This window comes from Idiomarina sp. OT37-5b (assembly GCF_002968395.1).
GTDB lineage: Bacteria > Pseudomonadota > Gammaproteobacteria > Enterobacterales > Alteromonadaceae > Idiomarina > Idiomarina aquatica.
On sequence record NZ_CP027188.1, the window covers coordinates 1,084,514 to 1,099,319 of the forward strand.

General features: G+C 53.4%; 18 protein-coding genes. 14 read left to right on the forward strand and 4 right to left on the reverse strand.

Annotated elements, in window-relative coordinates; all coding sequences use genetic code 11:
- Positions 1 to 85: 85 nt before the first annotated feature.
- From C5610_RS05005 to C5610_RS05015, 3 genes are read left to right on the forward strand one after another with little or no spacing between them, the layout of a single operon-like run.
- Positions 86 to 1,723 (forward strand): CTP synthase, encoded by a 1,638-nt coding sequence (locus C5610_RS05005; protein ID WP_105306202.1) that lies wholly within the window; start codon positions 86 to 88, stop codon positions 1,721 to 1,723.
- Positions 1,724 to 1,748: 25 nt separating this feature from the next.
- Positions 1,749 to 3,041, forward strand: a complete 1,293-nt coding sequence (eno, locus tag C5610_RS05010; protein WP_105306203.1) for a phosphopyruvate hydratase — start codon at positions 1,749 to 1,751, stop codon at positions 3,039 to 3,041.
- The gene (locus C5610_RS05015; RefSeq protein WP_105306204.1) at positions 2,995 to 3,672 is read left to right on the forward strand and encodes a hypothetical protein; all 678 of its coding nucleotides are present in this window, start codon (positions 2,995 to 2,997) and stop codon (positions 3,670 to 3,672) included. The genes eno and C5610_RS05015 overlap by 47 nt, the downstream gene beginning before the upstream one ends.
- Positions 3,673 to 3,687: 15 nt before the next feature.
- On the opposite strand, the gene C5610_RS05020 is transcribed toward C5610_RS05015, so the two are convergent.
- Complete coding sequence (locus tag C5610_RS05020; protein WP_105306205.1) at positions 3,688 to 4,500, reverse strand: hypothetical protein; 813 nt, start codon at positions 4,498 to 4,500, stop codon at positions 3,688 to 3,690.
- A 101-nt stretch (positions 4,501 to 4,601) separates the two neighbouring features.
- Between C5610_RS05020 and C5610_RS05025 the strand changes: the two genes are divergently transcribed.
- The 3 genes from C5610_RS05025 (at position 4,602) to C5610_RS05035 (ending at position 7,201) form a co-directional block, all read left to right on the forward strand.
- Complete coding sequence (locus C5610_RS05025) at positions 4,602 to 5,261, forward strand: Fe2+-dependent dioxygenase (protein WP_105306206.1); 660 nt, start codon at positions 4,602 to 4,604, stop codon at positions 5,259 to 5,261.
- A 67-nt stretch (positions 5,262 to 5,328) separates the two neighbouring features.
- Entirely contained in the window at positions 5,329 to 6,711 is a 1,383-nt protein-coding gene (locus C5610_RS05030) for a GGDEF domain-containing protein (protein WP_105306207.1), read from the forward strand.
- On the forward strand, positions 6,698 to 7,201 hold the full coding sequence (locus C5610_RS05035) for a GNAT family N-acetyltransferase (RefSeq protein WP_105306208.1): 504 nt from the start codon (positions 6,698 to 6,700) through the stop codon (positions 7,199 to 7,201). The genes C5610_RS05030 and C5610_RS05035 overlap by 14 nt, the downstream gene beginning before the upstream one ends.
- A 17-nt stretch (positions 7,202 to 7,218) precedes the next feature.
- Here C5610_RS05035 and C5610_RS05040 read toward each other — a convergent pair whose 3' ends face one another.
- From C5610_RS05040 to C5610_RS05050, 3 genes are read right to left on the reverse strand one after another with little or no spacing between them, the layout of a single operon-like run.
- A complete protein-coding gene (locus C5610_RS05040; protein WP_105306209.1) occupies positions 7,219 to 8,217 on the reverse strand; it encodes a branched-chain amino acid aminotransferase in 999 nt (332 codons plus the stop codon).
- A 9-nt stretch (positions 8,218 to 8,226) separates the two neighbouring features.
- Entirely contained in the window at positions 8,227 to 8,523 is a 297-nt protein-coding gene (locus C5610_RS05045) for a hypothetical protein (protein WP_105306210.1), read from the reverse strand.
- Positions 8,524 to 8,532: 9 nt separating this feature from the next.
- Positions 8,533 to 9,252 carry a sulfite exporter TauE/SafE family protein gene (locus tag C5610_RS05050; protein WP_105307703.1) on the reverse strand — a complete coding sequence of 240 codons (720 nt, stop codon included), beginning with the start codon at positions 9,250 to 9,252 and terminating at the stop codon, positions 8,533 to 8,535.
- A 61-nt stretch (positions 9,253 to 9,313) separates the two neighbouring features.
- Here C5610_RS05050 and ftsB point away from each other — a divergent pair, with 61 nt between their 5' ends.
- The 8 genes from ftsB to C5610_RS05090 are packed head-to-tail and all read left to right on the forward strand — an operon-like array spanning position 9,314 to position 14,801.
- Positions 9,314 to 9,637: a cell division protein FtsB gene (ftsB, locus tag C5610_RS05055; RefSeq protein WP_105306211.1), complete on the forward strand. Its 324-nt coding sequence runs from the start codon at positions 9,314 to 9,316 to the stop codon at positions 9,635 to 9,637.
- Positions 9,634 to 10,329, forward strand: a complete 696-nt coding sequence (gene ispD / locus C5610_RS05060) for a 2-C-methyl-D-erythritol 4-phosphate cytidylyltransferase (RefSeq protein ID WP_105306212.1) — start codon at positions 9,634 to 9,636, stop codon at positions 10,327 to 10,329. Before ftsB ends, ispD begins: the two co-directional genes overlap by 4 nt.
- 32 nt (positions 10,330 to 10,361) lie before the next feature.
- Positions 10,362 to 10,850 carry a 2-C-methyl-D-erythritol 2,4-cyclodiphosphate synthase gene (gene ispF / locus C5610_RS05065; RefSeq protein ID WP_105306213.1) on the forward strand — a complete coding sequence of 163 codons (489 nt, stop codon included), beginning with the start codon at positions 10,362 to 10,364 and terminating at the stop codon, positions 10,848 to 10,850.
- Positions 10,847 to 11,911, forward strand: coding sequence for a tRNA pseudouridine(13) synthase TruD (gene truD / locus C5610_RS05070; RefSeq protein WP_105306214.1), 1,065 nt, complete (start codon positions 10,847 to 10,849; stop codon positions 11,909 to 11,911). The genes ispF and truD overlap by 4 nt, the downstream gene beginning before the upstream one ends.
- Positions 11,889 to 12,641, forward strand: a complete 753-nt coding sequence (gene surE / locus C5610_RS05075) for a 5'/3'-nucleotidase SurE (RefSeq protein WP_105306215.1) — start codon at positions 11,889 to 11,891, stop codon at positions 12,639 to 12,641. The genes truD and surE overlap by 23 nt, the downstream gene beginning before the upstream one ends.
- Complete coding sequence (locus C5610_RS05080; protein WP_105306216.1) at positions 12,638 to 13,276, forward strand: protein-L-isoaspartate(D-aspartate) O-methyltransferase; 639 nt, start codon at positions 12,638 to 12,640, stop codon at positions 13,274 to 13,276. The genes surE and C5610_RS05080 overlap by 4 nt, the downstream gene beginning before the upstream one ends.
- Positions 13,273 to 13,860 (forward strand): YqaA family protein, encoded by a 588-nt coding sequence (locus C5610_RS05085; protein WP_105306217.1) that lies wholly within the window; start codon positions 13,273 to 13,275, stop codon positions 13,858 to 13,860. The genes C5610_RS05080 and C5610_RS05085 overlap by 4 nt, the downstream gene beginning before the upstream one ends.
- 14 nt (positions 13,861 to 13,874) lie before the next feature.
- Entirely contained in the window at positions 13,875 to 14,801 is a 927-nt protein-coding gene (locus tag C5610_RS05090) for a peptidoglycan DD-metalloendopeptidase family protein (RefSeq protein ID WP_105306218.1), read from the forward strand.
- The last annotated feature ends 5 nt before the right edge of the window (positions 14,802 to 14,806 follow it).

The following is a 14,806-nucleotide window of genomic DNA, read 5'->3' on the forward strand; positions in this document are numbered from 1 at the left end:
TCGATTGTCGTTTAAGTGCTCTTTCGGTATACTATTTTCCCGTCTTAAAGAAATCCCTACATTGACCTGACCAACTGGGTAACACATGGCGACAAACTATATTTTCGTAACCGGCGGAGTGGTATCCTCGCTGGGTAAAGGCATTGCTGCAGCCTCACTGGCAGCCATTCTTGAAGCACGGGGCCTTAACGTAACCATCATGAAGCTGGATCCCTACATCAACGTAGATCCCGGCACCATGAGCCCAATTCAGCACGGTGAGGTGTTTGTTACCTCCGATGGTGCAGAAACCGACCTTGACCTGGGTCACTATGAGCGCTTTATCCGCACTCGCATGACCCAACACAATAACTTCACCGCCGGCCGTGTCTACGAAGACATCATTCGTCGCGAGCGTAAAGGCGAGTTTCTCGGTGCTACCATTCAGGTGATTCCGCACATTACCAACGAAATCAAGCGTCGCATTGTTGAGGGTGCTAAAGGTTTTGATGTTGCCATCATTGAAATTGGCGGTACGGTGGGCGATATCGAATCGCAACCGTTCCTAGAAGCGATTCGTCAGTTGGGCACAGAGGTCGGTCGCGACCATACCCTGTTCATGCATTTGACGCTGGTGCCATTCCTTGGTGCGGCCGGCGAAGTGAAAACCAAACCGACCCAACACTCGGTGAAGGAACTGCGTTCAATTGGTATTCAGCCGGATATTCTGATTTGTCGCTCGGATCGTTCGCTGCCGGCATCGGAGCGGTCGAAAATTGCGTTGTTTACCAACGTCGAAGAAAAAGCCGTTATTGGTCTGCGCGATGTCGACAGCATTTACAAAATTCCATCGATGCTGAAATCTCAGGGGCTGGACGAAATCGTCACCCATCGCTTCCGTCTGGACTGCCCGGAAGCGGATCTGAGTGAATGGGAACAAGTGTTGTACCAGGAATCCAATCCTAACGGTGAAGTGACCGTTGGTTTTGTCGGTAAATACGTGGAATTACCCGATGCCTATAAATCGGTCAACGAAGCGCTGGCACACGCCGGCTTAAAGAACCGTCTGACGGTGAATATTCGCTATATCGATGCACAGGATCTGGAAACCAAAGGTACCGGTAAACTGGCTGATGTCGATGCCATTTTAGTGCCCGGCGGTTTTGGCGATCGGGGTATCGAAGGTAAGTTGATCGCGGCGCAATACGCGCGCGAAAACAACATTCCTTATCTGGGCATTTGCCTGGGTATGCAAATCGCGATGATCGAGTACGCGCGCAATGTCGCGAAGCTGGAAGACGCCAACAGCACCGAGTTTGACGCTAACTGTAAGAGTCCGGTGGTCGGTTTAATCACCGAATGGATGGATGCGTCCGGTCAGAAAGAACTTCGTGACGAGCATTCTGACCTTGGCGGCACCATGCGTCTGGGCGCGCAGGAATGTCACCTTGAACCAGGCTCTAAAGCGCTGGCCATGTATGGCTCAGAAACCATTGAAGAGCGTCACCGTCACCGTTACGAAGTGAACAATCATTTTATTGAGCCGCTGGAGCAAGCCGGACTGAAAATCACCGGTTACTCGCACGACAAAAAGCTGGTCGAGATCATCGAAAACCCGAACCATCGCTGGTTCGTTGCGGTGCAGTTCCATCCGGAATTTACCTCAACGCCGCGTGACGGTCACCCTTTGTTCAAGGGCTTTATCGAGGCTGCGGGTCAGTACAATAAAGAACGTTTAGGTTAATCGACTTTAAGGACAGGACAGAATAATGAGCAAGATTACGCGTATTGTTGCCCGTGAAATCATGGACTCCCGGGGTAACCCAACCGTTGAAGCAGACGTTTATCTGGAATCCGGCCATATGGGTCGGGCAGCGGCACCCAGTGGTGCCTCAACCGGCTCACGCGAAGCGTTAGAGCTGCGTGACGGCGACCAATCACGTTACCTGGGTAAGGGCGTTGAGAAAGCCGTCAATAACATCAATGGTGCCATTGCTGAAGCACTGAACGGCAAAGATGCCGATAACCAACAGGCGATTGACGACATAATGTTGCGCCTGGACGGCACCGAAAACAAAGAAAAACTGGGTGCTAACGCGATTCTGGCGGTATCACTGGCGGTGGCGAAAGCGGCTGCAGCAAGCCAGGGGATTGCCCTGTATGAGCACATCGCTAACCTGAATAACACGGCCGGTCAATACAGCATGCCGTTGCCGATGATGAATATCCTCAACGGCGGTGAACACGCCGACAACAACGTTGATATTCAGGAGTTTATGATTCAACCGGTCGGTGCTGAAAGCTTCAAAGAAGGACTGCGCATTGGTGCTGAAGTCTTCCATGCCCTGAAAAAAGTGTTGCAGCAACGCGGCTTAAGCACCGCTGTTGGTGATGAAGGTGGCTTTGCACCGAACCTGGCATCGAACGAAGAAGCGCTACAGGTTATCGTCGAAGCGGTTGAGAAAGCCGGTTACCAAATGGGTAAAGACATTACCCTGGCGCTTGACTGTGCCGCATCGGAATTCTACAAAGACGGTCAGTATGTGTTAGCGGGCGAGGGCAAGTCCTTTGACGCGGCCGGTTTTGCCGACTACCTGGCTGAGTTGTGTGATCGTTACCCGATCATTTCGATCGAAGACGGCCTTGATGAAAGCGACTGGGACGGCTGGAAAGTACTAACCGAGAAGCTGGGCGATAAGGTTCAGTTGGTCGGTGATGACCTGTTCGTTACCAACACGCGTATCCTCAAAGAGGGCATCGATAAGTCGATTGCAAATTCCATTTTGATTAAGTTTAATCAGATTGGTAGTCTGTCGGAAACCTTGGCCGCGATCAAAATGGCACGTGACGCCGGTTACACAGCGGTTATCTCGCACCGCTCAGGTGAAACCGAAGATGCGACCATTGCTGATTTAGCGGTGGGTACTGCGGCCGGACAAATTAAAACCGGCTCGTTGTGCCGCTCCGATCGCGTGGCCAAGTACAATCAATTGCTACGTATCGAGGGCGAGTTGAATGGCAAAGCGCCTTACCGCGGACGACAGGAAGTCAACGCTGGGTAACCAACAGGCTGATATTTTTCAGCCTATTGCACAGCACGGCGATTTCGCCGAGCTGTGCTCTGCTTTGTATGAACGTGAGCTGAATCAGCTGGCTCACGCAGAAGATATTTCGGTTGCCGCGTTGCAGCGGCGACTGGCCAGCCTGCCTTTCTACATTCAACGAGCGGCGCATGGATGTCTGCGTGCGGCCTCGGAATCACCGTTAAGTCTGGATGTACAAAACGCCAGTTGGCAGGGGCCACAGGCGAGCCAATGCCCACAATCCAGCGGTACCGCAAAAGCACAGCACCAGTGGTTCGAAAAACACGCCTCATTGGGGTTGGTGGTACCAGTGCGCTACCAGACGCCAGAGCTGAAAACGATATTCCTCGACAGCATCGACCGTGTTGATCATACCTACAATCGACTGCACCTTAATTACCGCGGTTGGTTTACCTTTAGTGGTGAAGGTGAAACGGGCACCGAGCAGTTGCTCAAGCCCAATAAGCGCATTATGACCGCTGCCTGCTGTGGCCATCAATGGAATCACCGAGGCCGCATCAACCCGCGCACGTTGACGCTGCGCGAGTTATTGTTGGTGGCGACCCTCGACTGGAAAAAGTTTCAGGCCGCACTTTCGATAGCAAGGTAATCCTTTACCCGTTCATTAAATGCTGTTCGCTTCCAGTTCGATGCGTGATGCGGCGCCATAAATGCGGCTGGCATCGCCTTCAACCGTACCTTCGGGGGTGGTGGTTGGCCACAAGGCGGTCAGCCCTTCAATGATGCGGCGGGTTTCAGCGATTGCGGCTTCGCCACGTTGTTGTTCGGCCGCTGAAATTGCCTCCAGCCGTGCCAGCGCAATTTGTTGGAAACCATACGCGTCCTGGTATTCGTGAACATTCACGACCTTGCCCTCATTGATACCAATGGCGTATTCGTCCGCGGCGGTAATGAGCATACTGGAGATGCTTTTCAACACATCGCCGGCAGTCATCTCAGCCACCGGTTCGTTAACGCTGATCGCCTGTTTCAAGGCGCTATAGGCATTCTCAACCACGGCACGGCTGTTATCGTTATTTACCGCATCGGCTAAGGCTTGCAATTCGTCAGCAAACCCCGGCAAACCGCGTGCTTCAAACGCACTGACCAGCCCCGCGTAAAGTTCGTCGCCGGGATGTTTCATGTGTGTTTTCGCCATCTCGATATGGCCTTGCTCGTACAAGGTCATACCGACCCATAGGTGCCCACGGATAAGGCCCAACTGAGCCAGAAATTGTGCGTCGTTCTCCGCCAGGTTAACGCTAACGGCACCTTCGCCTTCACCTTCGCCGCCTTCACCTTCCATCATCGGGCCCGGCGCAACCATCGCGGTAGCGGGGTAAACCGACGCCGGTTGATCGGCCGACGCTGAGGCGACAACCAGGCTGCTGGCGAGGGCTGAACCAACACCAACCCATACTTTGCGTTTTTCAAACATAGTGCGAATCCTTCATTGTTCTTAATCAAGGTAGTCTTAACCAAACAGTGCCATTATAATGTCAAAAATGAGAACTATTCGCAAAAATTAATTGAGGCGCCATGATTCTGCATCTTCAACAGGTGATTGATTCCGACACCTTACAGGCCGTTCGCGACAAGCTGGCAACGCTGACCTTTACGGACGGTAAATTAACCGCCGGTTGGGCGGCAAAACCACTGAAGCAAAATCAACAATTGGGTTCCGGCAAGGCCGCGGATGCGGTACTGGAATTGTTGCTGAAACGGTTCCGCAGCGCCGCCGGTGTGGAAGCGGCACTGCGACCCAAGCAATTTGCGCGGGTAATGATCAACCGCTATCAGCAAGGCGAGTTTTACGGTATGCACATGGATGACGCCTTGATGGCTGGCATTCGTACTGACATTTCGTTTACGCTGGGGCTGACATCATTGACGGACTATGAGGGTGGCGCGCTCACCATCGACGACAGTTCCGGACAGCGCAGTTGGCGACTGGACGCCGGCGACGTGTTGATCTACCCCAGTCATTTTTTACATCAGGTTGAACCGGTTACGGCCGGCGAACGGCTGGCCATGGTGGGTTGGGTGCAAAGTCTGGTGCGAGACCCGCAGCAGCGCGAAATTTTGTTTGATCTGCAAGCCGCGGTAAAAGCTGAGCACAAGGCCAATGGTCACAGTGAACAGTTCTTTCGCCTCAGCAAAAGCTACCAAAACCTGTTGCGGCGATGGCTCGACGATTAATTCGCCAAATCGGGTCACACCCGTTAGACTGTGCGCCGTTGTAAACTCGAAACCGTAACAAACTGAAATGCCCGAAAAATCTTCTTTTAAACGCGGAATGCTTAAGCGCGCCCAAGTCCTGATCGTCCTGTTGGTGTTGGGTGGCGTGGTGCTGGTTGAATTCATCCAGGCGTTAGCGCTCGAGCGTCAGCAGCAACAACAGTATCAACAAACCGTCAATCGCCTGACGGCGGTGCGATCCAAACTCGAGCAGTCGTTAAGTCGCACGATTCAGGCCGGTTTATCGCTCGGTACTTACTTTTCCGTCAACCCCAATCCGGACGTGCGCGAAGCACGGCTGGTGAGTGCTGAAACGCTGCGGCGCTTTAGTGAAATCGAACAGATCAGAGTGAACAGCCGGGATGGTGATGCGTTTATCTATCCGTTGCTGACCATGACCGCCGATACCCCCTTTGAACAAAGTGATAACTGGGCGCGTCGGGCTGACATCGCGATTGGTTTAAACCGAGCCCGCATTGGTACACCCAGCTATCAGCCTGACGGTTTTCTGGGCCTCAGTGTCCGTGCGCCGATTTACTCCAGCTTTTATCTTTATCGTGGCCACTATTGGGGTGAACTGCGGCTGATGCTTAACCTCAGCCGGCTATTACACAATACGATCAGCGAAGTGGGCGGGCAACAGCTTGCGTTTGCGTTAACGCACTCGGATACACCACCGGTGCTTGATTCGCGCTTCTATGGTAACGAAGGCACGGTCACCGGCCATGAGGCGAGTATCGAGGTGCAGTTTCACGGTACCCAGTGGTCGTTGTACGCGAAACGCGCCGAAACGGCCACCATCAGCCTCTGGCAGCAACAACTGGCGCGCCTGGTGGGCTATCCGTTGCTGTTGCTTGTGGCGGGGCTGTTGTGGTTATTGATTCGCAGTTATCGTCAGGTGCGCAGTACCGCACTGACCGATGTGTTAACAGGACTGCCGAATCGACGGTTGCTGGTTGACCGTATGCAGCAGTTGATCAAAGCGCGGAATGCGCAGTTCGCCCTCTTATTTATCGATTTAAATAAGTTTAAATCCATTAATGACACCTACGGTCATCAGGTCGGTGACGCGTTTTTGTTGCACGTGGCGAAAACCTTAAAACAGGTGTGTCGCGAAGGGGACACCGTAGCCCGCGTCGGCGGTGATGAATTTGTTATAGTGATGCCCGCTGCCGCTGAAACCGCTGATGTGCTTGAGCGTAAAGTTCAGCAACAGTTGCTGGCCAATCCGTTTCACCACCACGAGCAGCAATTTTATATTGTTGCCAGTATCGGCATCGCACACTATCCCAACGACGGTGCGAGTGTTGATGAATTATTAAACCTTGCCGATAAAGCCATGTATGATGACAAGCATAAAACGTCGGTGGTAAAACACCGCGGTGAGGGAATGGAATATGATAACCACTGAACGCCTGTTGATTGAACCGTTGTCCAATGCCGATGCAGACTTCTTGGTGAATTTGCTGAATCAGCCCAGCTTTATCGAGAACATTGCGGATAAAGGGGTTAGAGACCGCGCCGGTGCCTGTAGCTATTTGCGTGATGGGCCGCTGGCCAGTTATCGTCAGCACGGTTTTGGGTTGTGGAAAGTCAGTCTGCGGGAAAGCCATCAGCCGATCGGCATGGCGGGCTTACTCAAGCGCGACTATTTGCCGCTGGCTGATATTGGTTATGCGTTGCTGCCGGAATATACCGGCCAGGGCTATGCCTATGAAGCAAATCGTGCGGTGTTGGAATGGGCCAGACAACATCGACACCGTGAAGTGCTGGCCATTTGTAATCCGGACAACCGTGCCTCAGCCGGGTTACTTTACAAACTCGGTTTTAGCGACGACGGCGACGTTGTGCCGCCGGGGGAGACACAGGCCATCAAACGTTATCGTATCGTGTTGAACTGAGCGCGCTGCCATCGTGCTCAGTCAATCCGAGTAAGCCAACCGTGGGTATCCTCAGCTTGTCCCCACTGGATAGCATTCAACGCGTTGCGTAACTGTTCTGTTATCGGGCCGCCCTGGCCATTACCGACGTTAATGGTGCGTCCTTGATAAACCAGTGAACCGACCGGGGTCAGTACCGCCGCCGTGCCTGACAAGGCCGCCTCGGTTTGTGGCTTCTGCGCCCGTTCGATCAGTTCCTCCACACTCAGCGGACGTTCGCTGACGGTCATGCCGCGGTCGCGGGCAAGGGTTAAGATCGAATCACGGGTAACGCCGTGTAAAAAGCTACTGTCGAGGTCTTTGGTAATGATCTCGTCACCGTCAATGAGAATAAAGTTAGCGGCACCGGTTTCCTGCACGTCACCGTTGGGGCAGAACAGTACCTGATCCGCAGCAACTGCCTCACGAGCCTGCAAAATCGGGCCTAAGGCGCTGGCGTAGTTGCCACCACTTTTAATCATGCCCATGTGCGCCGCACAACGGGAACCCTGGTCTTCCACCAACAGCTTCAGTGGCTTAATACCGCCGGAGAAGTAATCGCCAACCGGCGACAACAGCACGTAAAGTAAGGATTGGTTGGTCGGGTGAGCGGCTTTACCAATAGCCGGTTCGGTGCCGATGTGGGTGGGGCGTATGTACATCGATCCCGGCGGTGCCGGCACCTGATCGTTAAAGGCCGTGACCACATCAATGATCATCTGTCGCAGTAAGGTGACATCAATTGGCGGTAGTGCCAGCAGACGACTGCTTTGTGCCATCCGCGCAATGTTCTTGTCCATGCGAAAAATGTGTACGCTGCCGTCATCGTGACGAAACGCCTTTAAGCCTTCAAAACAAGTACTGGCGTAGTGCAGAACGTGGGCGCCGGGGTGTAAATTAAGTGAATCTGAGTTGACCAGCTGCTGATAATCCCAACGCTGGTCTTTATACTCTGCCAGACTCATCTTGGGCATAAAAACGGTACCGAATGCCGCCATGGTGCTTCCTCATTTAAATCGAATATTATGTTTTTTGATGTACCAAAGTGCCACCGGCGTCTCCAGTACAATGTAGACAATTAGGGTATACCAGAACCAGTTCAGTGACAGTCCGAGTAAATAAAAGGGAAAACCCGTGTCCCAGTATTTGTAGCCGACGATAAATAACGCAATACCTGCAGCGATCAGATCATAAGCGGCTAATTTGTTGAAATTGCTGCCGGCAACTTTCGGGTACACATGCAGATAAGACACCAGGATCATTACCAGGCACAGCGCAACCACAAGTAAGTCAGCGGGTATCATAAAGGGCTCCTACAGACTTTGAAGGCTGACTATGATACCTGACAGCAACATTAAGCCAATGGTTAACTGGCGAAAACGGAATTCGGAAACGTAATGTTGCAAGCGTTGCCCCAGCGCCGCGCCAAGGATAGCGCAAGGCAACAGCGCCACGATAAGGTAAAAATGCGTATCGCTGTAGAGTCCCTGACGGCTAAAATTAATCACGTTCGCCAGCGCAATGGCGAGAAAGAATAAACTGAGGGTGGCGCGAAACTGCGTTTTTGGCAACCGCGCGTTAGCAAGAAACAGCACAATCGGCGGGCCGCCAAGGGTCATCAGGCCGTTTAAAATACCAGAGCTGGTGCCGATGGTGAGGTAACCGGCGGTGTGTTCGGCGGTGGGTAACTGGCGGCCGCTGGCCAGGATCAGCGCGACCGCAATGATGATGACACCGAGCGCCAGTTTCAGCCATTGCTCGTTAATGCTCACCAGTAAGCTGCCGGCCACCAGCGAGGCCATCACGCCGGCGCCAATTAACCAGCGCCACTGTCCGGGACGCGCTGCGTGGCGGTTTTTCCAGTAAATGACGGCGGCGACGAAAATGTTGATAACGGACAAGCTGGGGGTCAACAGCGTCAGTGGAAACCATAATGCCAGTATTGGCACAGCGACTAATCCCGAGCCGAAACCACTGATTCCTTGTAAGGTTGTTGCAAAAAAAAGAACCAATCCGGCAAAAATGTATTCCATAGCCTTTTCACACCGTCGATAAGTATTCATAATACGAAGGATAATAATAACGGAGCAACGCATGCGTGTGGTGATATTGCTGCTTTTAACCGTTTTGCTGGCGCTACAATACCGTTTATGGTTTGGAAAAAACAGTCTTCCTGACTACTGGCGTTTGCAACAAGAGGTTAAAAACCAGCAAGCAACCAATGACAGCCTAAAGCGCCGCAATCAAGTGCTGTACGCTGATATCGAGGATCTTCGCGAAGGCGAGGATGCGCTCGAGGAACGCGCGCGCAACGAACTGGGTATGATCAAAAAGGACGAAGTGTTTTTCCGGATCATTCCCAGCCGCGTACCTAAGTCGTTAGCCAGTAAGGATAGGGCAGGAGCGACCCAGCCATGACCAATAAGGTGGCAAGCATTGCTGCAGTTATCCCGGCCGCCGGGCGCGGACGCCGGATGCAGTCTGCAACCCCGAAACAATTTCTTGTCGTACACGGCAAAACTCTATTACAGCACAGCGTCGATGCGGTGCTGCGTGACCCCCGTGTCGAACACGTTTTCATTGCCAGCGACGAGCAAAATGAACAGGCGGTCGCCAAGAGCTTACCTAACATTTCGTTTGTCGCCGGAGGCGCAACGCGCGCTGAGTCGGTGCTTTCTGGCGTATTGCACGCCATCACTCAGGGTTACACCCATGTCGTGGTCCACGACGCGGCTCGGCCGGGGCTTCCTGCAGCGGTACTGAGCGCCGTCATCGATGCGGCGCTCAGCGGCGATAACGGCGCTATCGTTGCCATGCCGGTACGAGATTCATTAAAACGCAGCGAACCGGACAGTGACATGATCAGCACCAGTGTCAGCCGTGAACACCTATGGCAGGCGCAGACGCCGCAGGTATTTACCGCGGCACTGCTGGCCGACGCCATCAGTGAAATGGGGGTTGAACACCCGCAACTGACCGATGAAGCATCAGCGATGGCCTATTTGGGTTATCATCCGCGCCTGGTAATGGGTTCGTTAAAAAACATCAAAGTCACCCACCCCGAAGATCTGGAACTGGTGACCGCAATACTGGCACCGCCAAGCCGATAAACCGAGCAACCAAGAGAAGGAGTTTTGACCTTATGCAGTTTCGAGTAGGACACGGTTACGACGTACATAAGTGGGGCGCAGATAAACCGCTGCTACTCGGAGGTATTAAGGTACCTCATACTACCGGTCTGCAAGCGCATTCTGACGGCGATGTGGTGCTGCACGCAATTACCGATGCGGTGTTAGGCGCAGTGGCGCTCGGTGATATTGGTCAACATTTTCCGGATACTGACCCGCAGTTTGCCGGTGCCGACAGCATGGTATTGCTGCAGCACGCGGTAAAACTGGCACAGCAACAGGGCTTTAAGGTCGGCAATGTCGATGTCACCATCGTTGCACAAGCGCCAAAAATGGCCCCGCACATTACTGCCATGCGGACCCGCATCGCGCAGGGTCTGCAGGTGGCTGAAAATGCCATTAATGTTAAGGCCACCACCACCGAAAAACTGGGATTTGTTGGCCGCGAGGAAGGCATTGCCTGCCACTGCGTTGCTTTGTTGTACGCAGGAACCGCATCATGAGCGCGTCACTTGAAAACCTTCAACTGCAGTGGCCAACCCTGAACGCGCAGCGGACCAGCGCTCGCTTTAAGCACACCGCCGAAGACTTCCAGGTACGTGAAGAACTGGCGGTGGACGACGAGGGTGAGGGTGAACATCAATGGCTGTGGATCAAAAAAACCGACGCCAACACCCGCTTTGTTGCGGAGCAACTGGCAAAGTTTGCCAACGTTCACCCGCGCCAGGTCAGTTATTCCGGGCTGAAGGACCGCAAAGCCGTTACCTGGCAGTGGTTCTCGGTACAATTGCCGGGCAAAGCGCTCCTCAACTGGAGCGATCTTGCGCTCGACGGCGTCGAGGTGGAGCGCGTGATTCAACGCAGCAAAAAGTTGAAACTGGGCTTCCACAAAGCCAACCGCTTTACCATTCGTCTGCGTGATGTTGCCGACAAGGCGTTGTTTGAACGCAATTGGCAGCACCTGTGCGAACAGGGTACGCTGAATTATTTCGGCGCTCAGCGTTTTGGTTTTGACGGCAATAACCTGCACGAAGGGCGCCGTTGGCTAAGCGCTGAATCACCGCGCAAAATTGCCCGCAATAAGCGCAGTCTGTGGCTGTCCGCGTTGCGCTCGTATTTATTCAACCAACTGGCTGCAGCGCGCTGGCAGACACATGAATTTAAGCCGTTGGACGGTGACTGTGTCATGTTACAGGGCTCGCAGTCGGTCTTTATTGCCGATAACTGGGACGATGAATTGCTGAGCCGGTTGGCGCAGGGCGACGTGCAATTAACCTGTGCGATGCCCGGCGAAGACGGTCCCGGTAAAGTTGAGGGCGCGGCTGCCGCTGCTGAGCAGCAGTGGCTGGCGCCGTATCAGCAATGGTTGGACGATTTTGCCAAAGTCCGTCTAAAAGCATCACGACGGCCGTTGCGACTGTTTCTGCAGGCGCCCCAATTGCACTGGCAAGGGGATGATGCAACCATAGACTTTGCCTTACCGACCGGCAGCTTTGCGACAACCTGTATTAATGAACTCATTGATTTAGCGGTGACTGAAAATGATGAAAATTCTGTTGAGTAATGACGATGGTGTCCACGCACCGGGAATTCATGCGCTTTACCGTGCGCTAAAAGAAGTTGCAGATGTTCGTGTGATTGCCCCGGATCGCAACTGCAGTGGTGCCTCTAACTCGCTGACCCTGCATAACCCGTTGCGCCTGCAACGCCTCGATAACGGCTTTTACTCGTTAAACGGTACGCCAACAGATTGTGTCCATTTAGGCACCAACTCACCCTTTGCTGACGAAGTGGATCTGGTGGTTTCCGGCATCAATGACAGCCCCAACATGGGGGATGATGTGATGTATTCCGGTACGGTTGCGGCCGCCATGGAAGGTCGCTTTAAAGGGTTGCCGGCGATTGCGGTGTCGATGGGCGGTAAAGGGCACGACTACTATGATACCGCCGCCCGGGTGGTCGCTGATATTGTACAGGCGATGGAATCCAAACCGTTGCGGCTGGACACGGTGCTGAATATTAATGTGCCGTACACCACCTTTGACCAGTTAAAAGGGACGCGGGTGACGCGGCTGGGACGCCGTCATCGCGCTGAAACCATGGTGCATGACCGCGATCCGTTCGGCCGTGAAATCTTCTGGTACGGGCCGATTGGCCATCACGCCGATGATGCGCCGGATACCGACTTTTATGCGGTGCGCGAAGGTTATGTTTCGATTACACCATTAAGTCTGGATATGACCGCAAAACGTCATCAGGACACCTTGAACGACTGGTTATCCGATCAATCATGACAGCATTTACATCTTCAGGTCCGGCTCGGCGTTTGATCAGTATTTTACGGCAGGCGGGTATCACGAACCAGCAGGTACTGGACGTCATCGAAACCACGCCGCGGCAGTTGTTTATGCCGGAGAGCCTAGCGCACAAAGCCTACGAAAACACCGCGTTGCCCATCGGCAACGGGCAGACCATCTCGCAGCCGCTGATGGTGGCAACCATGACCCAATTGCTGATGCAGCACGATTGCAAAAAAGTACTCGAAATTGGCACTGGCTCCGGTTATCAGACCGCAATTCTGGCGCGCCTGGTGGATCACGTCTACAGCGTCGAGCGAATCGCGCAGTTGCAGTATCAGGCCAAACGCCGGTTGCGTAGTCTGGACTTGCATAACGTCTCGATGCGCCATGGTGACGGTTGGGAAGGTTGGCGCAGTAAAGCGCCGTTCGACGGTATTATCGTCACCGCCGCCGCAACCGAAGTGCCGCAAGCGCTGGTAGAACAATTGGCCGACGGCGGGGTGATGATCATTCCTGTGGGTGATAAGCAGCAGACGTTAACGGTGCTGCGTCGGTTTGGCGACACCATTGAACAACAACGGATTGGTGATGTTCGATTTGTGCCATTGGTTAAAGGGGATCTTCTTTGAAACTTTTTTCTGCGTTGTATGATCGGGTGCTTCGCTGGACGCAACACCCGAAAGCAGACTGGCTGTTGGCGTTACTCAGTTTTACCGAATCGGTTATTTTCCCGATCCCGCCTGATGTCATGCTAGCGCCGATGGCAATGACTCAGCCCCAGCGCGCCTGGCGGTTGGCCGCACTGACTACGGTAAGCTCGGTTGCCGGCGGCATACTGGGCTATTTGCTCGGCTACTGGGCCTATGATGTCGCCGTGGTGCCATTGGTTGAAACGCTTGGTTATCAGGACAAGCTGGCCACGGTAACCGAGTGGTTTACGACTTATGGGATCTGGATCGTCTTTATTGCCGGCTTCTCACCCATTCCGTACAAATTATTTACCGTAACAGCCGGGGTTATGCAAATGGCATTTTTACCTTTCGTGCTGGCGTCGGCAGTCAGTCGCGGGCTGCGTTTTTATCTGGTTGCCTGGCTGCTGAAAACCGGTGGCCCGGCAATGGCGGTAAAACTGCGTCTTTACGTTGACCGCATTGGTTGGAGTGTTGTGGTGCTGGCTATCCTGGGTTATGTTGTTTACCAAGGGATGAGTTAAGGGCGCACACAGCAATGAAAGAGCAACTGCCTGCCAGACTGGTATTATCAGCGGCTGCAGCCATTGGCCTGTTGCTCATCGCCGGCTGCTCGGGGCGCAGTTCCCCGGCGCCGGTGGAAACCTTATATACCGGTAAAACCTTTCGCGACTTCGAACCCAATTCATTGACCGCCGATACCTATCAGGTACAAGCCGGTGAAACCCTCTATTCTATCGCCTTCCGTGCCAATCGTGATGTCAATGAACTGGCCAGACTCAATCAACTGGATGAGCCTTACACCATTTACCCCGGCCAGACGTTGCGTTTATCCGGCAATCTCGCACGTCAACGTCCGCCAAAATCGGTTGCTCAAACGAAAGCGAATAATAATACTGTCCGAGACTCAAAAAAAGATATAAAGCGACCCGTTGCTAAGTCTGCACAGAAGGAGTATGGTCAAAAAGTAGACAGCAAGAAAAAGGTTGCAAAACCAACAACTAAACCGAAAAGTCAGGCGTCTGAGCGAACGGTTCAGAAACGCGTGAAGACGGTTGAGCCACGTCGCTCGGTGACAGTCGCCAACAAAGACATTCAGTGGCGATGGCCGGCGGCGGGGGCAGTCATTGAAGATTTTTCGTTATCGGAACGGGGTAATAAGGGCCTCGATTTTGCCGGTAACAGGGGCGACCCAGTGCGTGCGGCGGCTGCCGGGAAAGTCGTTTATGTCGGCAGCGCGTTAAGAGGTTTTGGGCAGTTAATCATTTTGAAACATAACGATGATTTTATTACTGCTTACGCGCACAACGACAAGATTCTTGTGCAAGAGCAAGATTGGGTAGATGTGGGTGAAACCATTGCCGAAATGGGCGATTCAGGAACGCAGCGGGTGAAGCTGCATTTTGAAGTTCGCTATCGCGGCAAGTCAGTTAATCCACGGCATTATTTGCCTAAATCCCGCTAGTGAGG

Coding starts and splice junctions, on each gene's coding strand:
- C5610_RS05005 (WP_105306202.1), top strand. CDS start 86: ATGGCGACAAACTATATTTTCGTAACCGGCGGAGTGGTATCCTCGCTG.
- eno (WP_105306203.1), top strand. CDS start 1,749: ATGAGCAAGATTACGCGTATTGTTGCCCGTGAAATCATGGACTCCCGG.
- C5610_RS05015 (WP_105306204.1), top strand. CDS start 2,995: ATGGCAAAGCGCCTTACCGCGGACGACAGGAAGTCAACGCTGGGTAAC.
- C5610_RS05020 (WP_105306205.1), bottom strand. CDS start 4,500: ATGTTTGAAAAACGCAAAGTATGGGTTGGTGTTGGTTCAGCCCTCGCC.
- C5610_RS05025 (WP_105306206.1), top strand. CDS start 4,602: ATGATTCTGCATCTTCAACAGGTGATTGATTCCGACACCTTACAGGCC.
- C5610_RS05030 (WP_105306207.1), top strand. CDS start 5,329: ATGCCCGAAAAATCTTCTTTTAAACGCGGAATGCTTAAGCGCGCCCAA.
- C5610_RS05035 (WP_105306208.1), top strand. CDS start 6,698: ATGATAACCACTGAACGCCTGTTGATTGAACCGTTGTCCAATGCCGAT.
- C5610_RS05040 (WP_105306209.1), bottom strand. CDS start 8,217: ATGGCGGCATTCGGTACCGTTTTTATGCCCAAGATGAGTCTGGCAGAG.
- C5610_RS05045 (WP_105306210.1), bottom strand. CDS start 8,523: ATGATACCCGCTGACTTACTTGTGGTTGCGCTGTGCCTGGTAATGATC.
- C5610_RS05050 (WP_105307703.1), bottom strand. CDS start 9,252: ATGGAATACATTTTTGCCGGATTGGTTCTTTTTTTTGCAACAACCTTA.
- ftsB (WP_105306211.1), top strand. CDS start 9,314: ATGCGTGTGGTGATATTGCTGCTTTTAACCGTTTTGCTGGCGCTACAA.
- ispD (WP_105306212.1), top strand. CDS start 9,634: ATGACCAATAAGGTGGCAAGCATTGCTGCAGTTATCCCGGCCGCCGGG.
- ispF (WP_105306213.1), top strand. CDS start 10,362: ATGCAGTTTCGAGTAGGACACGGTTACGACGTACATAAGTGGGGCGCA.
- truD (WP_105306214.1), top strand. CDS start 10,847: ATGAGCGCGTCACTTGAAAACCTTCAACTGCAGTGGCCAACCCTGAAC.
- surE (WP_105306215.1), top strand. CDS start 11,889: ATGATGAAAATTCTGTTGAGTAATGACGATGGTGTCCACGCACCGGGA.
- C5610_RS05080 (WP_105306216.1), top strand. CDS start 12,638: ATGACAGCATTTACATCTTCAGGTCCGGCTCGGCGTTTGATCAGTATT.
- C5610_RS05090 (WP_105306218.1), top strand. CDS start 13,875: ATGAAAGAGCAACTGCCTGCCAGACTGGTATTATCAGCGGCTGCAGCC.